32 protein-coding genes are annotated in these 23982 nt (G+C 51.0%); all 32 read right to left on the reverse strand.

Annotated elements, in window-relative coordinates; translation table 11 throughout:
• Positions 1-145: 145 nt before the first annotated feature.
• The 32 genes from ACJJIF_RS06855 to ACJJIF_RS07010 all read right to left on the reverse strand — a co-directional run bounded on the left by ACJJIF_RS06855 (position 146) and on the right by ACJJIF_RS07010 (position 23981).
• On the reverse strand, positions 146-607 hold the full coding sequence (locus tag ACJJIF_RS06855; RefSeq protein WP_444931489.1) for a hypothetical protein: 462 nt from the start codon (positions 605-607) through the stop codon (positions 146-148).
• A gap of 962 nt (positions 608-1569) precedes the next feature.
• A complete protein-coding gene (locus ACJJIF_RS06860) occupies positions 1570-2274 on the reverse strand; it encodes a hypothetical protein (RefSeq protein ID WP_444931490.1) in 705 nt (234 codons plus the stop codon).
• A 132-nt stretch (positions 2275-2406) separates the two neighbouring features.
• The gene (locus ACJJIF_RS06865; protein WP_444931491.1) at positions 2407-2748 is read right to left on the reverse strand and encodes a hypothetical protein; all 342 of its coding nucleotides are present in this window, start codon (positions 2746-2748) and stop codon (positions 2407-2409) included.
• 21 nt (positions 2749-2769) lie between these two features.
• Positions 2770-3111, reverse strand: a complete 342-nt coding sequence (locus ACJJIF_RS06870; RefSeq protein WP_444931492.1) for a hypothetical protein — start codon at positions 3109-3111, stop codon at positions 2770-2772.
• Positions 3112-3143: 32 nt separating this feature from the next.
• Positions 3144-3410, reverse strand: a complete 267-nt coding sequence (locus ACJJIF_RS06875; protein WP_444931493.1) for a hypothetical protein — start codon at positions 3408-3410, stop codon at positions 3144-3146.
• A 19-nt stretch (positions 3411-3429) separates the two neighbouring features.
• The gene (locus tag ACJJIF_RS06880; RefSeq protein WP_444931494.1) at positions 3430-3861 is read right to left on the reverse strand and encodes a hypothetical protein; all 432 of its coding nucleotides are present in this window, start codon (positions 3859-3861) and stop codon (positions 3430-3432) included.
• Between the two features lie 94 nt (positions 3862-3955).
• Positions 3956-4363, reverse strand: coding sequence for a hypothetical protein (locus ACJJIF_RS06885; RefSeq protein WP_444931495.1), 408 nt, complete (start codon positions 4361-4363; stop codon positions 3956-3958).
• Between the two features lie 121 nt (positions 4364-4484).
• Complete coding sequence (locus tag ACJJIF_RS06890; protein ID WP_444930959.1) at positions 4485-4799, reverse strand: hypothetical protein; 315 nt, start codon at positions 4797-4799, stop codon at positions 4485-4487.
• Positions 4800-4951: 152 nt separating this feature from the next.
• Entirely contained in the window at positions 4952-5488 is a 537-nt protein-coding gene (locus ACJJIF_RS06895) for a hypothetical protein (protein ID WP_444931496.1), read from the reverse strand.
• Positions 5489-5591: 103 nt separating this feature from the next.
• The gene (locus ACJJIF_RS06900; protein WP_444931497.1) at positions 5592-6407 is read right to left on the reverse strand and encodes a hypothetical protein; all 816 of its coding nucleotides are present in this window, start codon (positions 6405-6407) and stop codon (positions 5592-5594) included.
• Between the two features lie 245 nt (positions 6408-6652).
• Positions 6653-7093: a DUF2793 domain-containing protein gene (locus ACJJIF_RS06905; protein WP_444931498.1), complete on the reverse strand. Its 441-nt coding sequence runs from the start codon at positions 7091-7093 to the stop codon at positions 6653-6655.
• A gap of 4 nt (positions 7094-7097) precedes the next feature.
• Positions 7098-8666 (reverse strand): phage tail protein, encoded by a 1569-nt coding sequence (locus ACJJIF_RS06910; RefSeq protein ID WP_444931499.1) that lies wholly within the window; start codon positions 8664-8666, stop codon positions 7098-7100.
• A 7-nt stretch (positions 8667-8673) separates the two neighbouring features.
• A complete protein-coding gene (locus ACJJIF_RS06915) occupies positions 8674-9255 on the reverse strand; it encodes a hypothetical protein (RefSeq protein ID WP_444931500.1) in 582 nt (193 codons plus the stop codon).
• Positions 9255-10223: a hypothetical protein gene (locus tag ACJJIF_RS06920; protein ID WP_444931501.1), complete on the reverse strand. Its 969-nt coding sequence runs from the start codon at positions 10221-10223 to the stop codon at positions 9255-9257. Before ACJJIF_RS06920 ends, ACJJIF_RS06915 begins: the two co-directional genes overlap by 1 nt.
• Positions 10220-11149 carry a hypothetical protein gene (locus ACJJIF_RS06925; protein ID WP_444931502.1) on the reverse strand — a complete coding sequence of 310 codons (930 nt, stop codon included), beginning with the start codon at positions 11147-11149 and terminating at the stop codon, positions 10220-10222. The genes ACJJIF_RS06920 and ACJJIF_RS06925 overlap by 4 nt, the downstream gene beginning before the upstream one ends.
• Positions 11137-11571 carry an NlpC/P60 family protein gene (locus ACJJIF_RS06930; protein WP_444931503.1) on the reverse strand — a complete coding sequence of 145 codons (435 nt, stop codon included), beginning with the start codon at positions 11569-11571 and terminating at the stop codon, positions 11137-11139. Before ACJJIF_RS06930 ends, ACJJIF_RS06925 begins: the two co-directional genes overlap by 13 nt.
• Position 11572: 1 nt before the next feature.
• Entirely contained in the window at positions 11573-12493 is a 921-nt protein-coding gene (locus ACJJIF_RS06935; RefSeq protein WP_444931504.1) for a phage/gene transfer agent baseplate hub protein, read from the reverse strand.
• Positions 12490-13080 carry a DUF2460 domain-containing protein gene (locus ACJJIF_RS06940; protein ID WP_444931505.1) on the reverse strand — a complete coding sequence of 197 codons (591 nt, stop codon included), beginning with the start codon at positions 13078-13080 and terminating at the stop codon, positions 12490-12492. Before ACJJIF_RS06940 ends, ACJJIF_RS06935 begins: the two co-directional genes overlap by 4 nt.
• Positions 13080-15335: a hypothetical protein gene (locus ACJJIF_RS06945; RefSeq protein WP_444931506.1), complete on the reverse strand. Its 2256-nt coding sequence runs from the start codon at positions 15333-15335 to the stop codon at positions 13080-13082. Before ACJJIF_RS06945 ends, ACJJIF_RS06940 begins: the two co-directional genes overlap by 1 nt.
• 7 nt (positions 15336-15342) lie before the next feature.
• The gene (locus tag ACJJIF_RS06950; RefSeq protein ID WP_444931507.1) at positions 15343-15606 is read right to left on the reverse strand and encodes a phage tail assembly protein T; all 264 of its coding nucleotides are present in this window, start codon (positions 15604-15606) and stop codon (positions 15343-15345) included.
• Between the two features lie 20 nt (positions 15607-15626).
• Positions 15627-15986, reverse strand: a complete 360-nt coding sequence (locus ACJJIF_RS06955; RefSeq protein WP_444931508.1) for a phage tail assembly chaperone family protein, TAC — start codon at positions 15984-15986, stop codon at positions 15627-15629.
• A gap of 10 nt (positions 15987-15996) precedes the next feature.
• Positions 15997-16470: a phage tail tube protein gene (locus ACJJIF_RS06960; protein WP_444931509.1), complete on the reverse strand. Its 474-nt coding sequence runs from the start codon at positions 16468-16470 to the stop codon at positions 15997-15999.
• 51 nt (positions 16471-16521) lie between these two features.
• On the reverse strand, positions 16522-16914 hold the full coding sequence (locus ACJJIF_RS06965) for a hypothetical protein (RefSeq protein WP_444931510.1): 393 nt from the start codon (positions 16912-16914) through the stop codon (positions 16522-16524).
• Positions 16915-17126: 212 nt separating this feature from the next.
• Entirely contained in the window at positions 17127-17504 is a 378-nt protein-coding gene (locus tag ACJJIF_RS06970) for a hypothetical protein (protein ID WP_444931511.1), read from the reverse strand.
• An 85-nt stretch (positions 17505-17589) separates the two neighbouring features.
• On the reverse strand, positions 17590-17829 hold the full coding sequence (locus ACJJIF_RS06975) for a hypothetical protein (protein WP_444931512.1): 240 nt from the start codon (positions 17827-17829) through the stop codon (positions 17590-17592).
• 113 nt (positions 17830-17942) lie between these two features.
• Positions 17943-18761: a BRO-N domain-containing protein gene (locus ACJJIF_RS06980; RefSeq protein ID WP_444931513.1), complete on the reverse strand. Its 819-nt coding sequence runs from the start codon at positions 18759-18761 to the stop codon at positions 17943-17945.
• Between the two features lie 16 nt (positions 18762-18777).
• Positions 18778-19020 (reverse strand): hypothetical protein, encoded by a 243-nt coding sequence (locus ACJJIF_RS06985; RefSeq protein ID WP_444931514.1) that lies wholly within the window; start codon positions 19018-19020, stop codon positions 18778-18780.
• Between the two features lie 464 nt (positions 19021-19484).
• Complete coding sequence (locus ACJJIF_RS06990) at positions 19485-20024, reverse strand: NYN domain-containing protein (protein ID WP_444931515.1); 540 nt, start codon at positions 20022-20024, stop codon at positions 19485-19487.
• Between the two features lie 88 nt (positions 20025-20112).
• Positions 20113-20916 (reverse strand): hypothetical protein, encoded by an 804-nt coding sequence (locus tag ACJJIF_RS06995; RefSeq protein WP_444931516.1) that lies wholly within the window; start codon positions 20914-20916, stop codon positions 20113-20115.
• A gap of 271 nt (positions 20917-21187) precedes the next feature.
• Positions 21188-21484, reverse strand: a complete 297-nt coding sequence (locus ACJJIF_RS07000; protein WP_444931517.1) for a head-tail joining protein — start codon at positions 21482-21484, stop codon at positions 21188-21190.
• 7 nt (positions 21485-21491) lie between these two features.
• The gene (locus ACJJIF_RS07005; protein WP_444931518.1) at positions 21492-21863 is read right to left on the reverse strand and encodes a capsid cement protein; all 372 of its coding nucleotides are present in this window, start codon (positions 21861-21863) and stop codon (positions 21492-21494) included.
• An 81-nt stretch (positions 21864-21944) separates the two neighbouring features.
• The gene (locus ACJJIF_RS07010; RefSeq protein ID WP_444931519.1) at positions 21945-23981 is read right to left on the reverse strand and encodes a ClpP-like prohead protease/major capsid protein fusion protein; all 2037 of its coding nucleotides are present in this window, start codon (positions 23979-23981) and stop codon (positions 21945-21947) included.
• Between the last annotated feature and the right edge of the window lies 1 nt (position 23982).

Raw genomic sequence — 23982 nt, forward strand, 5'->3', positions numbered from 1 at the left:
TAAGAAGATTAGAACTTTCAGAGTTTAGACACTAAATTCATAAACCCCAAGGATCAATCCACAAGAAATAAAAAAAACCTCGCACAAAGCGAGGTTTTAAACTCCAAAAAAAAGAAGGGGCTAGGGCGGCAGATGGTGATCAGCCCTACCACTGATAAGCAAATTTCAACTTAATACCATATAGCTCATCATCAAAGTTCAAGTCATCATCTTCGCTAACACCGCCATAAATATCGCCACCGATCACCCATGAGGAATCAGAAAACCCTGAAAAATAGTAGTTATAGAGTAAGGAAATTCCGTGATAACGAGTCATGACTCTACCTCCACTATCGGAACTAACAGCCCCCAGGAATGTTCCCACAGTGTGGCGATCGGAAGACACTAAGCGCTCCCAACCAATACCATAACCTTCGGTCCAACCGGTATGCTCTGAGTAACCCAACAAACCCAAAGTGGCAAAGTATTTATCTTCATCTCGGTTAATTGCGTACTTTGCCCCGAGCCCACCATGATCCCCACCCAAGCCTAATGAAAAGTTTGAGTCCCCAGCCGCAGAGGCGAAAGCAGAACAGGTTAAGAAAAATACGCACAGCAGATACTTCATTACAGCTCCAAGCTACTTCTTAGTGATTTCAACAGGGGGGGGGATTTTCCCGCCAGATGGACATGACTCACGATCTGCCAAAATTAAACTTCAATATAGATTGAGGTCAAAATTGGCACCATGAATTGGCACCACGGAACCCAAAACGAAAAAACCCCGCACTAGGCGGGGTTTTAAGTCCTTGATAAACAAGGAAAAATATGGGGTGGCCGACGGGGATCGAACCCGCGACCTCAGGAGCCACAATCAAATCTAAAACCTTTAACTATCATACAGTTACGGTACTTTGTGTGCAAATACTGTGGCAGTTCAACCCTGCTATAAACCCCGTGATTGCTGAATCGCTCAATTTTTGACACATACAAAGACTGTATATTTGCGCAGTAACGGGAAGCACAACGCAGCCCCAAAATCCGAAAGGAACCCTATAAACGCGGCTAAGAACATTCTCGCGGCGGGACATCGCCGTCTAGCTGTAGAAATCCCCGTCGGATATCAATGCTCATTCAGCCACCTAACGCCTTGCTAATGGGCGGCCGAAGCAACGCGTAGGCCGTCCCGTGGAAGCTGCGCTTTTTGCGGCTGGAACGAAATTGCAACACTTCGGACAGTTTTAGAAAGCTGGTGCTCTTAACTTATGAGATTGCAGCTTACCGATGCTTACTTTATCAAAGATCTAAGGTGGCCCAGAGCTGCCGATAACTGACCTGTATGGCTGTAAGCCGCAGGGTTACTGAGCTAAAACTGTCCGAAGTGTTGAAATTGAGCAGTTTGTTAAAACTTTTACTCATTTTCGCGGTACATTTGATAGTAACCCCATATTGAGGCTCCTATAAATATGGCACCAAGCGCGAGGAGACCTACGACCTGCAGCCATGACCACTCAAGAAACCAATGTGTCACATAAATTAGAGCCGAAAGGGCGAGAGTTATAAATAAGAAACTACGTAGAATATACATAATCATTTCCAGATTTGATCAAATGCCCAGTCCGCACCGAATGCCCCAAGTATACCACCAATAAATACACCCAGCGGAACGCATCCTATAGCAGCAGGGCCGCAGGCCAAGCCCGCTGCGCCCAAGGCGGTTGCACCGGCAATTCCGCCTCCAATGGCAACGCCTTCATTGGCCGCCGCCCTAACTTTATCTTCAGCGGTAGCCACGTGATATACAGCAATCGCAATAGTGAGTAGGAATAACCCCCTACCTGCATGCCCCATCCATTTTGCAGCATTACTGGCTTTAACTTGGGGTGATCCGGACTTTTTAACAATATGGCGCCAGACAGCGTCCTTCTGAGACGAACTTAAAGATGAGAAGTGCTTACCATAGAGGTTTTGTGCATATTTTGCCTCTAGCTCAGGTAAGGTTTTACCCTCTCTTTTCATAAAAGTGGCAATAGCGACACCTAGTGAAGAGGATTTTCCTCTCTGCGCCTCCATTATGGTGTTACGCATTGCATTAGCTTGCTCGGCAGCTACCTTAGGTGATAATTGATTTTTATTAACTTTATTAGCAAGGTCATCAGACATAGCCTTTGTTTGTTTTATATACTCCTGCCTGACTTTAGCATCAGGTATTACTTGGTTGGCAAATGTAATTGCCGTCGTTTCTAACTTTGCTAATTCTTGATTTAAGAATTGATCTTCCGTTCTGATAGTCATTTAGAGCTCCCTTCTACTTGTGAGTTTTAACGCCTTGCGAAGGGGCGTTTTTTAGTTGTTTTGATTTGTGCTATTAAAGCACAAATTGAAGCAGCTAAAAATACGCCCCTCTTGCGCAACTTGTTAGGAATTTTAAGGGCCCCAGTAATCGAAGAAATAAGTTGTACCCGCTCTGACAGTAACTCCGATCCAAGTGCCACACTCAATGGAGACTTCACCCGGTTCAATTTGACCTTTTTCAAATAAGCGGTGAGGCCATGCTTTACCATTTACTTCCAGAGGGCTACATTTCCCCCCATTATCATCTTCAATTACGAGATATGTTTTCCCATCCGGTGAATCTTTATAGCGACCTCTTAGTTCATAGGTCGCGTCTGGATCTGTATTCAACCACTGCGGGATGGCAAATATTAATATGTAAATTATTGGAAGTGAGAGTAAAACTAATAAAGTAATTATAAATTTCTTCAACATCTGGTCTGATGCCTTTGTTTGTTATGGTTGATTTAAATCTGACCACTGTAATACCAAATATGCAATAAGTCCTATTGCCACAAAAGGCAAGATCACAAACCAGGTAAAGGTAAGGGCTCCGAATACCTTATCCTTTAATGTCGCTTGATACTGTGGCACTGACTCTAGGAAATCCCTTTTTGAGCTAATAATGATATTAGAAACGCTCGTATCTTCTAGGTACTGACTAAAATCGGACTCTCCATTTTCAAGAGCTTCATCTATAGCCTTTGAGAGGAGTTTTAGGCCACTACGGTTCCCTACAATCACATCCTCCATCGGATCATCGACGATTACCCATGGTGTTTCTTCTTGATCAGTCATACTTTCTCAAGCATCCTTGCAGCCACGACTTGTTAAGTGTTGCTTTCAAGCCAATAAACCCCGTCATGCTGCCCCACTAAAATTTTATTGATTGATGGAATAACTATTTCAATATCACCACCAGGTTGATGCTCCTCTTCAATAGCCTCAGCGATAAACTCTTTAAGCTCTCTTCTATCCATTGAGGCTGATTTTCTAATTTCACCTTTATTATATGGACGCACTCTATCAAAGCTAACAACATCCCTATTCAAGGAGTCTATTAGTTCGAAAATCTCATCTTTATTCAAGTATTCCATAAGATTTGACACTTAACGCTTAAAGCACCGGCGTAGCTTTACCACGTCCAGAGCCTTTATTTGTTAGGGTTGCTCTAGTTTTGGCAATTGCACTACTAGCCTGCTTTACGTGCCACTCCTTACCGAGGCTATAAAGAACTACCATTTCTCCAAGATTCGCTTTACCGCCACGACACCAGCCTAATTTTATCTGAACAAGATTTTCTTGGCTTCCCTTCAGGGTCTCATATACTTTCATTCGGATTACTCTTTCCGCTCCACGAACCAAAAAACCTTCTTGCTCTTTGCTTAACACTCGATGTTCCAACTCAGGGATAGATATGCTAGACACTCTGCCAATATAAACTTCTTTGGCATTTTCAGCCCACTGTTCTGGGGTCCAATTTAGCTCCTGACATGCAAGTGCAGCCTGAGCGATAAAAACAAGTATAAGGGTCACTAAAACTTTCATTTCAGGTTAATAGTCCTAACGCCCGGCTTATCGGCGAGCCGAAGGCGAGTCCGGTGGAGGCGCTGAAAGTGCCGGAACGTAATACAGCCGCTTGTTAGGTTTCATTTAGACACCTTACCAGACAGGTTACCATTGTTTGATTGGACTTTTTTCCGTAAGCATCAATTTCTCGAATTACCTTAAGCCAATCTACTACTAGGGATTTGTCCTTCTTTACCTTTTCTTTGTCAGAATTCCACAGCGCTTGATATTGACGCTCTTTATCTAAGAGTTTATCTAGTTTTTCCTGGCACTTTGAACACCTAGAAGGAATCCACCATACAAACCTTTTCTGTATTTCATATGCTTCTTTTTGATCCTGGGCTGAGAAAACACATGAACAAGAGCATGTACGGCAGCTGTAAGAGATATTTTCGTAGTGAGTCGCTCTACTATCATAATGACCACCAGAAGACTTCTGGCTTGAATCTGACCACTTAGATTTGTCGATTTCAAATTCCATTTTATAACTAGAGCCCGATGCTTGTGGGAAACCTAACGCTAAGCTTTGGGGCGGACTGCGCAGCAGGCCGTCCCAGCAGCCGAAGGCTGTGACAACAGCGCCTTGTTAAACGTTTCAGCTCTCATAATAGCGCCGCAACAATTAAGGTTGTAAATATAAATGCTATAGGCGCCACGCCCGCTAAACCCCAGCCATATTTTTGAGCGATAGAGTTGTTTTTGGCTGCTTGGCCTTTGCTAATGGCAATGCAACCTGCAATTAGTGAAACTGTAGAAAAACCCATAAGCCAAAACGGCCCAGTAACAACCGCCCAAAAGGCTGCGGTGTTTAGAGCAGGAATAATTGCATGCTCAGGAAGTTCTCCCCTACCTAAAACCACTGTTACCACTAAAAATAACATGGTGGCCCAGCTTATTGATACTACGGTTCTTTCCATATTTACGTTTAACGCCCGCAGCAGGGGCGACCAATGCTGTGCACATATTGTGCTAAAAAGGGAGCGCAGCGACCAGCACAATATGTGCACAGCGTTGGGCGTCCCGCGGAGGCCCGAAGGGCCGGAGCATCCTGCCTGCGATTGTTACATGTTTAGCCGTGCAGGGCTTCATTGCGTGCTTCCCAGTAAGCACTCAAGCTGAATTGCGTTTTTATTATTAGCTCGATAATTTTCTCAAGGGATTCTTTCGAAAACTGAACGTACTCTTGTTGCATACCGTCTTTTGACATTTTTAGCCGAACATAGGTGTAGCCCTCTTCATCTGTGGCCTCCCAGTTAGCATGAACCACAAGATTACGAAGCCTACCAGATTCCTTTAAATCGTTGATTAATTGATCATATCCCTCAATTTTCTTTTGAACGCAAAGATGGAAGTCATCACAGAATCGCTTGAGTAGTTCCACTTTAGCTGCGTAGTTCATCTTGTTAAGAACAATAAGGCCAGTAGAGTCAGTGCGGTAGGTAAAATTTTCACAAAGTATGGAATCCAGCCAACCCTCTAAAGAGTTGAAATACATAACAATCAAGCCAATAGATGGTAATGCTTCATCTATGTAGTCTTCAGCTTTACTCTCATCTTCAACTTCGTGATAAAGATGCTGAACAAATTCCTTAAGCTTTGTTTTCATATTCGCCGGTAGTTAGTGATTGACATGTAACGCCGCCAGCAAGCGACGTTTTTGCAGTGAAGGCGAAGCCGCAACGGAAAAGCGGTCGCCTTGCCTGGCATTGTTAAATTTTTTTGACTTCATTCTCAGCCGCCTCCAACACACCGACATTACCGATCAGCCACAATGGAAATGGTTGATTCGCTTGCTCAAATACCATTTTGAACATAGAAATTGTGTTCTTAGGAACAAGCAATGCGTTACGTCGAATTAGTTTTAGAGAAAGATCCATTCTTCTAACTTTCTTACCTTTAACTTTAGGTGCTTCCTTCATATGCATTACAGCGTTTCTGTCTTCGATAAGATCTACAAACCTCTTTCGTGTGGTCACATGAGGCTTGATAATTTTACCGCCTAAGATAGAAGGGATTACATTGAACACTTTTTCTCCCAAAGTAGCAGACTTTTCAATTCTATTTGCACCCCAGTTTACTTTCTCTCCATCTAATCTTTGATATTCGATCTGCTCATTAACCTCGGCTTGGATGATCTTGTTTGCCCAAGACTCTACGGCACCAATGCAAGATGCAGTCGTTGATATTGCGAGCTGCATTACTCTAAACGAATTCTCGATATTTCCTGGTACATCACTAAGTTCTTTTTGCCTATTCATAGAATTATGGGTATATACCAGATTTTTACGAAGAATCTCAGCTTCTTTGGCGTCTCTAATGGCAGAATCAATTAGCAGGCTATGGAATTCAGGAGCCCAAAGTTGACATTTAAAACCTTCGAATTCAGCAACAGTTTTAACACGAATCTCTGTGCCATCTTTGATTTTCTGGCCGTATAGATTCTGATCGCCTTGAACTTTGTTTCCGTTGTACTCTTTTAAATGATCCATGCTACGTATTAATTTAACAGTGTATTCAAAAGCCACTGCAATATATCCCCAGCTCTATATCCCCAGACTGCTCTCAGCCTCGATTTTAAAAAAGGCCCCCGGAAACATCGAGTTACCCGCAGTTAGCACCATCGTACGCAAGTGGATATATTGCAACCGCCTTATATCCCAGCATTTTCTCTGCTATTCATCATTTTGGGAACCCCTTAAAAGTCAAAGGATTAGTGCTTTTCTGCGGGTGGATAGATGAAGCTGCTTGTGATCCTTGACCAACAAGCACATTAAGTGACCTGACTATCCCAATAAACCCCATCCAAAGCCCCCAGCATCTGCCCAACCACCCCCGCCAGGTCAGTGCCAGTATCCCCAGTAATCTGCGGCAGTGTGGCCGGGCGGTTGGCTATCTGCCAGCCGCTGCTGCCGTTGATATACAGCAGTCCATCCACCTGATTCAGCGCGACTTTTACGGGGAAAAATTGCCAGTAGCCGGGGTCGGCAACATAGCGGGCTAGCTGGCCGTCTTTGCCGGCCCAGCCGCCACTGCCGCTGGCAACTATGTAGCGGTCGCCGTCGCTGGCACTGGCCGGGGGATCGTTCTGTATTCCCAGTACTTCAATCTGTAGCAGCGCGTCAATGGTGTCCAGTGCCTGGTTAAGGCTGGTGGCGGGGTCCAGGGTGCCTTCAGCGGCGTAAGGGATAGCGTTGTTGGGTGTGTTGCTCATTGGTTTATACCGTAATTTCTGCGGCCGGCCCTGTGCCGGTGATACTGTTGATTTGGCTCACTTGGATGGTGGCGGTGCCCGGGTCGGCGATGGTGAGGCGGGTGGCGCTGGTGTCGGTGCTGTCGCCGTTGATTGTTACCCGGTAGCCGCTAAAAAACTGTGATTGATCGTAGGCGGCGCGGCCGCCCAAGTACCCTACCCCAACCCATTCGATCGTCAGCTGGCCGCCGCTGCGGTAGGCGGTGAGGCTGGTGGGTGCGGGTTCACTGTGGCTGGCGCCGGTGAAGGTGCCGTCAGTAGTGGTCTCCACCGCACTGCCGGAACTGGTGGCGCGGAAGGTTAAGGTCTGCTCCAGGTTGTAGCGTTCGGTGGGGATATAGTGCAGCGTGTTGCGCTCCAGCAGGACAAAGCGAGTGCCCGCTGGGTGCGCCTCGATACCGGTGCCCAGGCGCCCGCGCAGCAAATAGCCAATCTCCCATACCCCGGGGCTGATTTCGTCGGCTTCGGCAAAGCTCACAATCTCATTGCCAATCAGCGCCCTATTCTGCCGGTTGAGCAGCTGCGCCAGGGTGCGATACTCGAGCGCGTCGCCATCGTCGTACAGCTGGACCTGCACGCGGTTGTGGGTGTCGGGGATCTCGCGCTTGTGCGTGCCGAGGGTGGTAGTCAGCTCGCCCATAACAGCCTCGACATCGGTGGTATCCGAGCCGCTGTAGTTCTCGCCGCCGTCCAGGGACAGCGCCACCGTGGCGCCGCTCCAGGCACTGTTGCTGCCGGCAATGGCGATGTAATAACCCAGCTGGGTATCGTCGCCGCTGGACAATATCGGCGCGTCGATAAATTCGATATAGGTCGAGCCGGCCACCAGCGGCACCGGGTCTGGTGCGGCCATGGGGGCTACGCCTAAAGCCTGGCTTTGATAGGCACTTTTGCGGTCGTGGAGCAGCTTGTACTTCTGCTCGCCACTATCAATATTAACCTCATCGATGCGGTAGCGATCGCCTTGATACAACACGACATCGCCGGCGGTGAGACTTAGGTAGCTTGACGGCAAAGTGATTTCAACTTCGCCACGCTGCTCTTCGATCATGACTTTGTGCATGATCACTACGGCCTGGGCGGCTTGGTCAGTCTCCAGTACCAGCGGGGTTTCGATATTCTTTTCACCCTCGGAGCGCGTATCGATGCTGCGATCAGAGGTTTGTTTGCAGGTGTCGATGCCGCCAGCGGAGTCGTAGTAATTCAGGTTTAGTACCTGCACGATTTCCTCGGGGGAGCGGCGGGTTTTCTCGTCGTCGCTATCGCCGATTAAATCGTTCTCGTCGATTTCCATTACCGGTTCGGCGCCGCGCGGCACAAAGGTAACCGCGCCACCCCGATTAACCGGGTCAAAAAAATAGGCTTGCGCCAGGGTTTGGATATGTTCGAAGGCCGCCGATTCATTGGTGATCTGCATGCCCTGCACATAGCCTTCCAGCAGAGTGGTGTTGAACTTGTCGTAGGGCAGGCCGGCGCGCGCGCAGATCTCGGCGATAACCGCGTAGAGCGGGTAGGCAGAAGAGGCGGTAGACATAGAAAACCTAGGGTTTTAATAGAAATTGCAGGCGATGCTGTCGATTCATGCCAATTTTGATCAGGCCGTCGCTATCCACATCGGCCTGCAACAGGTATTCGGTTTCGAAGCGGTCGCGCTGTTGGCGGTAGTAGAGGTGGCCGTCTTTGAGATAAGCGAAAATCACATCGCTGGCAGCGGACTGTAATTGGCGCTTATCGTCCAGGGTGACGCGCGGTGTGATAATGCCGGGCCAGTCGGTGGTGACCTGCTCCGCTGCGCTGCTGTCATACCAGTTCAGTTTGGCGGTGCCGGCTTCAACGTAGGCGATAACCGGATACATATTCCGGTCGAAGGCGAGGCTGACTTCGGTAATATCGCTGCCGCTAATCAGGGTAAACTCGTCGACTTCGCGGGCATCCAGCACAATATCGGTGCCGTCATTTAAAATGCGTGCGCGCCAGACCTGGTACTGCAAGCCCTCGCTACTGTCCCGAATCGCGATACCGCCGGTTTCGTAGTCGGTAATATCCCGCACTGGGAGTGCGGCGCCGCCGACAAAGGGCGCAGAGATTGCGAGCGTAGACAGGCTGTTTTCCGGCAGTGCCATTAGATCGTCGCCCGCCCCCAGCTGTGAGTGATATTAAAAGTCAGCTTCTTTTGGTCATCTTTGGGGATGGTATCGCCGGTGCCCTGCTCGCTAAATTCCATTTGCCACAGGCCCCAGCCGGTAGCAAACAGCAAGGAGCGGATGCCGTCGCTGAGATTGCCGTTGTTGAGGCCAAACTCAATCTCAAGGGTTAATTGATAGCTGCCCTGTACATAGCCTGCGGGGGTTACCGATCCGTTGGCTACACTCTTCGCTGTCCCAGCTGGATAGCCGGTGCTATCTCCGATCTCCCCATCAAAGACCGAATAGTTGCTAATTGATGGAGCTAGGCTGCTTGCGCCGTATTCCGCGTTCCAGCCGCCAGGGTAACTGTTATTAATTGAGTAACTCCCTATGCGCGCCGGGCGGCAAATATAATCGTAGGTCTTACCGTCAATAGTGAGACTGCCAGCGGCATCGGCGCTGGGCGGGTAGATGCGCAGCTCGTAAACCACATCCAGATATTCGTCTGCGAGCACCGTGATAGTGGTGGGATTGCCATCCGTATCGAGGATCAGGGCACGACTAAAGGTGTCGGTGACCTCGTCACTCCAACCCACGCCCACCTCCGCCAAGATGCCGGCGGCTTCCCCTTCATCGAAACGCACCGTGCGGCGCCGCCAAATATAGGGGGTACCCGAGGTCTCGGCACCGGTGCTAGCGGCTTGCTGGGTCGACGACACGGCTATCTGATTATCCAGGCCGGTCTGCGTCGCCGATGGCGTGGAGTTACCGCTGCCCACTCTCACACGAGCGACGGCGTAATTCAGGGGCTTAGAGGCAATATAATCCAGCCCCTGGTTCAGAATAATATTCGGGGACCAGGCTGAAACTACCTGGCGCGATCCTGCGATTTCGGCCCCGCTGTTATCCGCACGGAATTTCTCGAAGCGGTAATAGACCCGCATTCCCAATTTGCAATTCATCATGTGAACTCACCGGTAACGTCGATAATGGATACATCCAAGCCTTCGGCCGGATAATTGTTGTAGGGGATCAGGGCCTGCCGCATCGAGCCCGAGGCGCCGACAATGGCTGCATCGAGCCCCTCGGCTTCGAACTCGGTAGATTGCAACAGACTGCGCATTTCCGCCGAGGCGGATTCAATAACGGGGGCCAGGGCTTCCGCCGGCCAGGTATCGAGCGATTGCAAAGGCTGGCGCAAATCGGCGGCAACCTGGCTAATACTGGGGCTGAGCCCATCTATCTGCGCATAGCTGTAATCGGGAATAACGCGGACGCTGGTGCTATGGTGACTCGCGGCGAAATTGTCGATCTGCTCCAGCGGATAAAGCCGGCTGGTCAATACCCTCCCCTCAGCCCGCTCCACCTCAAACGCAAACTGCGGAATGGCGCCGCCGGTACTGGTGAGGTTTTCGTTGTCGATCACCATGTAGCAGGTGCCGCGATACGCATGTACCTCACTGACCCCAAACGCCGCTTGCATCACGCTACTGGGCATTTGGTCCCAATCGCCCAGGAAAAACTCAGCGATTTGTGTAAAGGCACGGTTGTTTTCGATTTGCGTGCTGTCGCTGCTATCGCGCTCGTAAACCAATTCATTGTTGCGCCAAACCCGGGAAATACCCGTTATCGGCCCCTCGCAAATTCGAATGGCGTAGGTGCGGTAAACCTCGTCATTGACCACTTCAGTACTGCCGCCGCCCTTGCCCGAATCCTGCTTTTCTTTTTTCTTAACTATTTTCGGCGCGGTGGTGGCGATAACGTTGCCGACAATGGGAAAAACCTTGCCGAACACAATCGGGCGCGGCACCCCGGCTTTGGAGGTCTGGATTTTAATATCGTCAAAGGTGCGCCCCTCGATGGTGGTGGTACCAAAAATTAAGTTACCCATGGCGAATACACCTCCACCAGCAGGCGGCGCCAGCGTTTATCCAGAATATGCTCGCGGCAATCCTGATCCGCGTGGGCGTGAATCAGGGAGAAACCGCCGTGGGGGTAATCCCCTAAAAAACCCACATGGCTGGGGGCAGATTTTTGCGGCGATTTAAATACCGCGATATCGCCCGCTTCCCACAAGTCTTCCGCAATCGGGTCACCAAAACGCCGCTGCATTTTTTGCCGCAGGCCATCTTTCCAGGGCTCGCGGCCGTAGTGCTTTTCATCTTCGATATCGAGGCCGGCGGCGTGCAGGCTGAGCACGATTAAGCCCACGCAATCCACCGCCCAGGGCGTTCGGCCCCGGTGGCGCCAGCGCACGCCGTTAGCCACCAGGCCCCGGGCAAAGGCCAGTGTCGCTTGTCTTTGTGGGTTCATTTTACGGTTCGCTATTAATGCCAGGCCAAGCGGTCGTGCCGGAAATGCCGGCACCGGGGGTGTCTGAGGCCTGGCCGATGGGAATTAAGTTTTCGCCCTTAAAATCCAGTTCATTGCCGTAGGCTTGGCAAGTGCTGTACTGCTTGTCGCAGTCCGGGCGGATCTCCAGGGCATCGCCAATTTCAACCGCAAACGGCAGCGGTTCGATTTGGGTAATCTGGCCGCTGGCGGTGTCTACCGCTTCGATCTGATACAGCCGCGAGGAGACGTTATCGCCGGATTTCCAGCGCACCCGCCAGCGGTTGGCGGCCGTGGACAGGGTGGCAATATCGTCCACCCGATAGGTGACTTTCGGTTCATCACTATCGACGGCGGTGACCGTGGCCGACTGCCACAGCGCATCGGCATTCACGCCGCAGCCGGTTTGCGAATTGGCCTCGGTGCCGAATATGCCCCGGCAGGTGATGGAATCCACATGGCCGATCGATTGGCGCAGGCGCATCATGTAGCTCAGCAGTTCGGGAATAAACACGGTATTGCGGACGGTCTTCACTTCGCCGATATCGCCGCCGTCCAGTTCAATCACACCCATGGACAGATCGCGGTAATTGAGCAGATACATAGTCCACTCGGCGCCATCCAGCTCGCCGCGCTCGGCCATCTCGACGGTGATGCCGGGCACGTCGGTGGCGTACAGGGAATAGCCCTCGGCGTTGTCCACATCAAAGCTGGTATCGCTGGCGATCACACTGGGGTCGAAGCCGTTCTGGGCGTAGTAGGTAATTCCGTTGTATTCGACATTGCGGTCCAGGGTGGTGGCACCGAATTCGCGGCCGTCGCTGAGGGTGATTTTTAACAGGCGGCAGGTGCTGGTAACGCCGCTGTTTAAATGGGCTTGCAGTGCCGAAGGGATAACTCTCATAAGCGAATCTCCAACAGCTCAACACTGCCGCTACACACCGGCTGGCCCCTGCGGCGATTTTCAATACTAAAGCTGACCTCATCCTCAAAGCGCACCGGCACATCGAACTCACCGTGCCAGGTAATTTCTGCACCGGCCGTCGCGCTGAGCTCTACCAGGCCGCTGGTGTAGTCGATCGCGGCAGACACCGCCTGGCCATCGACAAGAATCTGTACCGTTCCTGTCACCGGTTTATAAATCTCGCGCTGATAAGACAGCGAGCCAAACACATAGCTTTTTATCAGCTGGTAAGTTTCTGTACTGCCGCTGCCGTAACCAATCACCTCACCGTCGGCAAAAAAATCACTGGCATCTTTAAAGCGAAACCCCACCAGGGCGCCGGCGCAGGCATGGTGTGCGGCGACAACTATCTGATGATCGTCATAATCCAGGTTTTTAAATATCACCGAATATTGACCCAGCGGGCGCTCCCACTCCGCATTGCGCCGCTCTACCCCGTTGCGCAATTCGCGAATATCCGTTTTATAGCGGTGGCCGTATTCGGAACCATAGGCCACGCGCTCCAACAATCGACTTTCATTAAACATTAAGAGCCGAGCCTCCTGCGGTTAATACGTTGCTGGCGGGTACCCTCGCGAGCTATTTGACTCGCGGTGCGATTATCCAACTTGCCGGTAACGCTAATATTCTGGGTGAATGGTGCCGCCCCAGCCGAGCTACCACCGCGACCACCGCCGTGCATATCCGCTTGAATCATCGCTAGGGTGCGATCCAGTTTTGCACTGGTTTCAGAAGTGGTAACCCGCTCGCCTTTTTGCAGCAGCCAGGTGCCGTCTTCCGGTACCGCGTCGATACCGTGGTGGGCCATACCGGTAAGTTTTGCCGCAGCCAGGCCGCCAGCTACATATATGGAACCAGCTGCCGCTGCACCCAGTGCAGGGCCTACGATGTAGATGGAAGACAAAGCACTGTAGGCACCCATGGCGGCATCTTGGGTATTGGCAATAATGCTCTCCAGGGCATTGCGCTTTTTCTCATCCAGCAGGGTTTGCCCAAGCGTAAGCGCCGCGCGCATATAGGCCGCCTCTTGGCTTTCCATACCGGAATAGTATTCCGAGGCCACCGACATCAAAGTGCTGTACCCCTCCAGCTGCTGCTGGCGGCGCAGGTCTTCGTTGGCCTGGCTAATTTCGGTGAGTTTTTCTTCATACTGCTGGCGAATGGCCAGCTCCTCATCATCCCAAGCGGCATTCAGGTCGGCGCGCTCGCTGCGGAATTGCTCCAGCATATCGAGCTGAGTGGAATACCAGTCTTCCAGCTCGGTGCGCGCAGATTCGATATCCTCACCACTATCGAGGCCGCCGAGGGCCGGGGAATCATCGACAGCCGCGTCGACGATACGGCCGAGCGTCTGCTGGCGCTGTTCATCGGTGATATCGTGAACGGCTTCGAGGATATCCAGGCGCTCACGCAGCAGAGCGAGGTTGCGCTCTTCATCGGTTTGCAGGTCTGCAACCAGCGAATTAAAAGCCTGCTGCGCACGCAGCATTCGCTCGCGCTGCTCTGCCTCAACCTCCAACTCCCCCTCGAGTTCCCCCAAGGTATCCGAGAAAATTTCCCAGGGGTCACCCATAGCCGCCAACTGCTTTAACTCACTCTCCGCCTCAGCAATAGCCTGCTGAAAATCATCGCCGAGTAGTTCACCTTCAATGGTGATCTCTGCTGGGGTTTTGGCATTGGTTTTTGTGGCCGGGTTGTAATAGGCATCGATCATGGATTCCAGATACGCCAACTCCGCCTTTAACTCTTCATCGTCCCAATATTCCACCAGCCCTGTAGGGCCGAAGAGCCTAATACGATCGCCAAAGTTATTGCCATCCAAAATATCGCGCATGCGCTGTGCGGTATCCTCCAGCCGCACAATATCGTCGGCATGGGGACCACTAAAAAATGCAGCCGTTTCCTCCGCCAGGAACTTGATAACGTTAGCGGTTCCGGTCGCCACTTTCGTAACCGCAGAAAAACCTTTTATTACGCCGTTCGCGAGGGCAGTCGCTCCCTCTATGGTGTCGGGATCTTGCAATAAATCGGTCAGATCCTTAATCGCCGGAAGCGCACCGGTGACGATTTCTTTTTCGAACCCATCAAACGCGCCCTTGAGTTTATCCAGGTTCTCGCGCACCTCTCCCAGTTGCTGAAGATCCAGATCAGAGAGCACCGCGCCCACATCTTCGGCCTCATCCCCCAGCCGGCCAAGCTCTTTGCCGTTGTTGCGCAACAGAGGCAGCAACAACGTTGCATCACTGGCGATGGCCTCCATATAGAAGGTCATTTCGTTCTGGGATAAATTGGCTTTTTCCAGGCTACTGACATAAAGCCCAAGGGCCTCACGGCCCGAGAGGTCGCGAAACTCCTCGGCAGTAACCCCCACCTGCGGGGCAATCTTGTCGAAAAAGTCCTTTAGTGGGCCGGCGCCATTTTGTAAAAAATCCCCGACTTTATCCGAGGTATCCTTGAGGATATCGGCAACCTTATCCTGCTCAACACCATAGCGCTGAGCGCCATAGGCCATGCGCTGGAATTCTTCGGTGCTGGTATTGGCTACAGCAGAGAGGATCTCAATCTCAGCCGCTTGATCCACCACGCGGCTGGTCATCAACGCTAAGCTGCCCGCCGCCGCAACAGATACAGCCGCAAACGCCTTTCCGGCCACCTTCGTACTGCGGCTTACACGCTGCTGCCATGCCTCTGTGCTCTGCTCGGAATCATTCAACCCCCTCACAAAGCCGCCAACATCAGCAATTAAATCAATGGTTAATGCACCAAGGTTTCTCGTAGACATAGCAATCCTATTGCCAGGATTTCATCGCATCCTTTAGCGTGATTTCCGGCTCTTCCTCGTGGGGCATAAAGTCAGTAATTTTTACGGGGCTGCCTTTACCGCGATGGGCATTGGCGTAGAGGGTGGCGAGTAATGCCGTGGATCGCTCTATTCGCATCCCCGGGTGTAGGGAGCCGCGCTTCTTGCGGTAGAGTGCCCAGCGCTGGACCTCCTCATAGCTGAGCCGGCACTGGGCCTCGGCGATGGTGCATCCACCAATGCCGTTCAACACCAGCTCATGCCAGAGCTCGTCTAGTTCACTGAGCTTTGCGTCTTTCCCAGGTTATTGACCGCACCGATTTCCAGCAGCAGTGCCTGGGTCAGGCCGTCATTGAGCGGACCGCGCTCCGGGTCTGCATCGCCAGTGATATCTGCCGGGGTAAATATCGGCTTACCCTCGGCATCGACAACACAGGCGGCAATCCGCCCGGCAATAAGATTGCCCTCACCGCGCATCGCGGCCACATCATTGACCGCACTAAAGTAGGACAGGCGGCGAATGTAGACGGTTGCCGTAAATTCCTCTTTATCCTGCTTCCAGGTAATGGAACGCTTAACCGGCGCCCCGGAAAAGCTGCCCTGCTCTTGCAGGGACGCAATAGATAATTCCATAACTTACCCCTTAGCTTGAGGATTTAGCAGTCCAGGCAGAACCGCCGCTGCGCTGGATCGACATTTCACCCGTGACCAAGGTGTTCTGCTGAAAATCAAAGGGGAAGTCGGCCACATAACCCTCGAAGGTAAACCAAGTGCGCGTGCTCGGCAGTGTCCACTCGCCAGTTGTCACGGTGGGCGCTTCAGACCCATCGCTCCAGCCCACCGCCCACTGGATACTGTCCACTGTGTCATCCTGGGACAGTTCATGCAGACGCTTATGCACCGCGTTCTGTGAGTCTATCTTGAGGCCCACAGAAGCCTGCCCCGGTGTACGCAGGCCGCGCTTGAACTTCTTATCCAGGTCTTCCAGGGAGGTGTCATCCAGCTGATCGGCAGGGTTGCCGCCGGGGTTAAAAGAATTCACCCCGGTAACTTTCTGCACAGAATCATCTGCCGGGTCGATAAAATAGATATTGGTGCCCTGAGCCAATTGGGACATAGGGGTTCTCCAGTCGCTTTAGTGGAAATGAAATACCGACGCAGGGGCGCGTCATTCAGTGGAATATTGGGCGCTGTAGGTCAGGCGCACCTCGCCCAGGGGGTAGTCCTGATCCAGGGCGAAGTCCGTTTGCGAGAGCGCAAAGATTTCACAGGCCCCGCCCAGGGTTCGGTCCTGTAGGACACTCTCAACCTCGGCTGAGGCCTGATCCAGAAGTTCATAGATATCCCCCCGGCTATGCACCACCACCGATACGACAAGATCCAGCTGGCGGGTGGTGCCAGAGAACTCCTGTTGTGTTTGTTCTGTGGCAAAGCCGACAAGAATGGCCGGCAGCTTTTCCCGTTCGATGCCTTCGGTGGTGCCGGCCGGGGGGAAGGTGTAGCCGGATAGGGTTTTTAGTTTGCTTAATACAGCATCGCGGATGGTGATGCGTTGGGTCATTGGGATTGCTCCAGGAATTTTGGGCATAAAAAAACCCGCTGATGCGGGTTTAGTACCGACGATGCTTCTTTACTGACCGCCTGCTTGATAATTATCTACGATTCAAGAGGCCTTATGAAACAGAACAGAAAGCGTTTTTGGTGTAGCTTTAACGCCCGCGTAATGGACTGGTTTCAAGCGCCAACGGAAAACCAGACCAATTGATACGCTTGTTATGTCTCTTTACGCTTAATATCTTTTAATGGGTGACGGGATATTAGCCCCCACATCCCATCATTTCTCTCCGAACCGCGAGCCTCAATAGCGATAAGGTGGTGTTTTGTCGAATCTTCATCACAACCAATAACAGCGGCCAGAGTCGAAATATTACGCCATTCGAACGCTTTATCTTCTAACAATTCTTTTAGGATTTTTTGCCTAGATTTATCAATAATTTTCTGACTTCTAGATTTAAACCATTCAAGCGCGAAGTTGCCCAAAATAGTCAAAATAGAGCCTACTATTGCACCTACAACACCAATAAGGCCAATCCAAAATTTACTATCACAAACACATTTAGCGGCAATTTGTGAAATTTCTTGTTCCATCATTTAAACTCCGAACTAGAGAAATACATAACAGTTAATTCAAAAGAAGCTTCTTTATACCACCTTAGACAGCCTTTAAAAAAGAAGCTCAGTCCTCTATATCTAGGGTATATAGCTGCTCCAGCACCTCATCAAGAAATCCAGCCAACACGCCTTGAGCTTCAGGCTGTGGGCACGACAACTCATTAACTAGCTGTCTTGCCCAGCGGCGAACCAACAGTTCGGTATCAATTGCATCAACATCACGCAGGAACTCACACGCCAGTTGACGCCCCGTCGACTCAGCTCCTTGAACTTCACCAGTTTGAAATTCGACAATTTCATTCATGCCTCTTCGTCCATTTTGGCTTACATCCAGCGCCTTACCTTCAGCGCCATTCTGTCTTCAGTATCCCAAACCGGCGATTCGCCGGTTTGGAAGGGTGCGATGAAGTACCGACCCTAGACGACTTTTAAAGACGGCCCTCCTGGCAACTTATCGCGGAGCTGTTCCGCGTACCGGGCAACCTCTTCCAATACCGCTTTACGCCATTTGATTTGCTGTACTGGGGCGCCGCTGGAGTGGTTCTTGCCGGTATCGCAGTAGCGGCCAAACTCTTCCCCTTTAGGCAAGAGCTCCCAGCGCTTCTGCTTTGGCTTATATTCCACGCGCTTCTGAAGCCCCATACCCTGAAGGATGGTATTGAACTGTTGTCCGCTCATTTCGTACGCTTTACCCAATTCCGAGGGGGTATAGAGAGGCTCGTTGTTCTCGGCCTCCAGATGGGTTACTCCCATCAGCTTCATTGGGCTGATGCCGGTGGTTTCTTCCACTACCCGATTGGCCAGTAAGATTGCCTGATTACCCTTCATGCCCATTCGCTTGGCTAATCCGTGGGCCGCTCCAAATGAGCGATTGGCCACTATCAATAGCTTGTCACCACTCATCTCCGGCTTAGTAGAATTGTATTGACCAGTTTTACGGATGCTGGGGAGAATTTCTTTAACTACCAGATCCTCGAATGCCTCAGCCTCTGGAAGCTTTGATCGGAAGATCAGACGGTATACATCACTCTCAGGGATAATTTTAACTGTTTGAATCACCCCGTTTATGGGGGTCTGCATTTCACCGACCCCCTTGCAATGCGCACGAACCGCGTCTGCTGTTCGCTTATAGCCTAAAACCTCTGCTACATCCTTAGCTACAAACCACGGCTCACCATTCTGCTCAACAACACGTACTTGGCGGCTTTTGAAATTAAATGGAATCACGTTACCCATAATCACTCTCCTGCGGTTAATGTTCAGTACTTTGCTTCGCAGCCATACGTTCGGCGGCGTAGGTCAATCCATCCAGGACCGCGCCCTCTTCGCCACAGAGAGCATTGAGTGCGGCGGTTTTTACTGGGGAGTCGGGCCATTCCAGGATGCGCTGGCGGGCCAGGTTTAAATACTGCAATTCGCGCAACTGCTGGACATGAGCCGGCTGTAGCGCAGGTTGGGAGTGATTAACTATGGAGATTGCGTGGGCACTGGCCATGGCGGCCTCCTTCATGATTTTAGAGGTGCCGCTTTGTTGAGGCGGCAGGACTCACTAAGGCTCACAAAGGAAACCCTGGCGCTATTCCCTCAAAGAGGTGTTGTATTTACGCCTATCATCCCGCCATAACTGGCATTTCGCGCACGGATTTCGGGCGCAAAAAAACCGCTGCTAACGGGTGCGGGAGACCGCTTTGTGAGTTTTAGGCCTCCAACACTACACGCTAAGCACGATTTAAACAATACCTTGTCGCCAATCTCCAGTTAATCACTCCAAATATATGGTTTTCTATACAGCCCGCTACCGCAGGCAATAAAAAACCCCACCAGCGGTGACTGGTAGGGTTTTTTATTGCTACTCAGGGGGACAGTAGCGGTTAACGCCGCCATAACCAGCAACCGAGCGCGAAGCGCGCTTTAGGCTGTCCAGCGACGAAGTGGCGATGGTTGATGGCCTTGTTAACATTACAACTGTAGATAGTCATGCCACTGATTGAGGGATATGTATTTGGTAGCTGTTTCTTTGAGTTCTTTGGCAGCATGATCCCAAAAAACAACAATTACGCGGTAACCCTCTTGCTTTAGGTCTTCAATGACTGGAACGTAATCTTTATCACCAGAAACCAGAACAATTTCAGAATCATCTTTGTCGATAGCTGTATATGCATCTTTTGTCATTGAATGAGCTATAGCCACATCAACCTTTTTCTCTTTTCCTGCTGCATTCCTATCGTAAGTTACAACTTCAAATCCTTTTTTCTTGACCATTTTCCAGAAGCTATCTGATGGTGGCGGAGACCCCCAAAGCTTAGCGCAGCCAATTTCACTTTGGTTTTCCCCGCAAAAATATTCATACATTTTTCCGTAATCCAATTTATAGCTAAAGTCGAAGACCCTGCGATCCATTGCATCATAGATATCGACGGCCATATTTGATTTCACGGCAGCGACTCTCTGAGCTTCAATAAAAACGTTGGAATTGTCTATGTATGTATAGGATTTCACCAATATCTCCTTGTATTGTTAACGCAGGCAGCATTTGCCGGAATGAAGGCGCTCAAGCGCCGTAATGGAGGGCAAATGACTGCCTTTGTTAAGCATTTTTCCGCTTTACTTTCTTCATCAGTTTTTCCGCATCGCCACTACCAGTATCACCAGTAACGATTTCAAAATGCTCAATATACTTACAACCTTTTTCGACAACCTCAGCATCTCCAAGCGCTTTTGCAGCGAGCACGACTGATATGAGCCCGCGGTACGCGTAATCCCAATAATTATAAGCGAATTCCACTTGCCGTGGCGTACCTGCCATACCCGACAAATAGTAGTGTAGAGGATCTCCCCCTATCATTTCACAAATATGGCATGAAGCACCATGCACGTACCCACCATAGGTTTGGCTGATTGTACGTGATAATTCACGGCTATCATGTGGGTTAAGATTATTTTTCCCAGAGTTGGCAATAACAGCCCTAATTTTCTTTCGAGAAACGGCCTCTCTTTTTTGAGTTGAAAGAATAGGATTGTTAGGATTATCAAATTCCTCTTGAAAGAAATCAGCTAGATATTTTTTATGGGCTTCTCCTCTTTCTATTCCACCAACAATTGGTAACGCAAGAAACACTATATCTTCTTGGAATTCATCGAGCGTTCTAAATATCACACCAAGTTCCTGCGTATATCCTGAATCTAGCAAAAGCAATGCCGCGTTGAGGCCACTTATGTACCGTGCTAACTTTTGGACGATTGCCAACTCTAGGCCTTGATGAGCTTCAAGATATCTAAGAACGGGGCTTTCTCCGAGCTTCTTTAGAACAGGCGCTGGCAAGGGCTTCTCCAACGCATGAAAGCATTGCTCTAAAAATTCATTTGTTTCGTGATAAATTCTCATAACCATGACTGATGCTTAACATTTATATAGTGGTCATCATGACCACTATTTCTGATACAAATTTACGCCTACACGCCGTCTTCTTCTACTAAATCAATAGATTACGGTCATTTAGTACCATCGACCCATCTATAAAAGTAATCATCATGACCACTATCCTCAATTTCAGCCACCCTTTCAACCCACTGATTTTGAAGCACTTTCCCGTAAGTTTGAATAACTCAAAAAAATAACAATCACAGTGACCATAAATCCTGTGCTGACCTACCCACTAAGGCTACCCATCCACCAACACCCGCCAAACCACCCCATCATCCGCCAATCGTTTGCGCACCGTATAAGCCACACCACCCAGCGTAATCACTGCCTCTGAGTTGTAAGTACCCACTTCACTCACCAGCAGGCTCAACTCAATGCGCGCCACCCGCAAACGATCATCCTCCTCAAACTCGTCGATCTCCTGATCCTTTATCACTCGGCAATCAATAGGCTCAGCACCGCTACCGTCCTCATAGGTAGCGGCCTTGCCCCATTTGCGGAACGCGCGCTCTGCGGCTCTTTGGTCCAGGTCCATGGATCACCTAGGCCTTAACGGTGCCCGGTATGCCGGTAAACTTGACGGCAAAGCTGGTGACGCCACCCCCCGCGGCTTCGGCGGCAAAGGCAGTGGAGCCGGTGATATCGCCAGTGGCTGCGGTGGCTGCATTACTATCGAATGAGCTGGAGGCAACCACCCAGGTGAGGGTTTCGCCCTGATTGATCTCTGCGGCGGATACCTTGGGCACGGTGAATACGCCATCAATGGCGATCACCCCGGACTCGCCCACGGCGATATCATCCATCGCCACACCCAGGACCGCACCTGCGATTACCACCTGGCCGGAAGTAATCGCTGCGCTGGTGCTGTTGGTGAAATCGAGCATGCGCCCGTCTTGTACAAAATTCGTAGCCATATTCTTTCTCTCAGTGGATCAAGCCGTCGAAATAGAAAAGGCCGCGTAGTGCGGCCCTTTCCGATTTAATTTGAATTGGGTTTAGGTTTTGGGTGTTTTCACCATGCCTTTTGCATCCCAGGCTTTGGCGGCGGCATCCAGGCGCACTTTGAATTCCACCCCATCGATACTCCAGCCATTTTGCTCTTCTAACACCGGGGCCTGTTGGCCATCCAGATAGAGCACTTCGATGGTGTCGTGTACTGCCGGGTCGGCTTTGAGGTACCAGCCCTTGTGTCCGCTAAGGCGCGCATCAGAGAGCACTTCGGCAATATTGCGCACGCTGTTCGGGGTGGTGTTGTTTTTGCTGGTTGCACCCACTTCGAATTCGGATTCCAGGGCAACCTTTGCGCTGCCCTCGTCGGCAATGTCACACAGCAGGAACTTGGGCCGGATATTGAGTACTGCGCTGCCATCCTTTTGCTTGCCCATCAATACCCGTGCGGCGTCGATGCTGGCGGTGTTGATACCGGCTGTGCCGGCCAAGTTGCCATGATCGTCATGGAACAGGGCTTTACCGTCTGCCATATTCGGGTTATTGAGCAGGATGCTGAACACCAAGTCCCCCACGGTGCGCACGGCGGCGAGGCCCATCTTTTGCGGGATGCGGGTGAATGCGCCCAGGTCGTCATTAATAATGGATTGGCGGTTAATGGAGAAGAGTTCCCCGTAAGTGGCCAGAGCGGCAGTCTCGGCGCGTTCGCCGATACTCACATATTTAAATTCTGCCCCGGGTGCGACTTGGCGCAGTGAGGGGAAGCTGCCCAGGTCTGTGCGGGTGGTGAGTTTAAAGTCACTGAGGTTGCCGACACTGGTAAAGCGCGGGAAGATCTCCTGTGCTTCTTCATAGCCCTTCAGCATGGATTTATTGGCGATATTGCCGAGGACCGTTGCGAAGTCACCCGAGCTATGGGTAAACGCTGCGGCGACCACACCCATTCTATCCAGTCCGGACAAGCTCTGGCCGTGGGCTTGCACCAAAATGCGGGCAATCTCCATCATGGTGTAGCCGGTAAGCTCATTGCCCTCTGTGCGTTTTTCACCGAGGGCGCGCATGGCAATGGCATTTTCAGCATCCGCCTTAAGGCGCTTAATGCCTTCACCTTCCTGTACCACCACGCTATAGCTTTGCACGGGGGTTGGGGTTTGGCTGCCGAGGGCTTCAAGCAGTTTGTCTTTGGCTTTTTCGGCGGTGCAGTCCATATCATTGAGACATTCCTGCATCACAACACTGTGCGCGTCGAAGCCTTTAAACACGGCTTTAATATCGTCTTTGCGCTTTTTCTCATCGGCGGCAAATTGCGCTTTGGCATCGGCAGCAATCTGCGCTTTCATTTCTGGGGTAACCTCGGTCGCAGCGGTTGCAGCTGGCGTGGTAGTTTTCGGCATGGCTTGCGCCTCCTGGGTTTGGGTTGGGTTGTCTGCAACCGCAGACGGGAATCTAAATTCAGTGGGCCCCTGCATAACCAATGCACTAATGACTTGCGGGGTGTTTTTGAACTGGTTTAAGTGATCGGCACTGAAGCTGGCAGCCATTTCTATTGCTGCGCTGGTATCGGTGGCGAAGCCTGCCTCTACCGCTTCGGTGCCGGTATACCAAGTCTCGTCATCCATCACTTGGCTGATTTCCTCATCCGACATGCCGGTGCGGGAGGAATACAGGCTTTTCATGGTGGTTTTGACTTTGGCCAGCAGGCTCTTGGTTTTTTCCAGAGCGCGCTCGTCACCGCGAACACCGGCACTGGGGTTGTGCACCATGTAATAGGCGTTCTCGGCGATATGGACCCTATCCCCGGCCAGGGCGATCACACTGCCCATACTGGCTGCGATGCCTTCAATCCAGGTTTCCACTTCGGCTTTATGGTCTTTAAGCAGGTTGTAGATGGCGGTACCGTCGAACACATCGCCGCCGGGGCAGTTGATATGCAGATTGATCTTGCTGACATCACCGAGGGCTTTGAGATCGCGGGCAAAGTCTTTGGCGGTCATATCCCAGTAGCCGATGGAGTCGTACAGATAAATATCGGCTTCACTGTTCTTTGCGGCAGCGGTCATGCTGTACCAGGATTTTTTCGGCATA

It is taken from the genome of Microbulbifer regidiadema (SeqCode), from assembly GCF_052467605.1.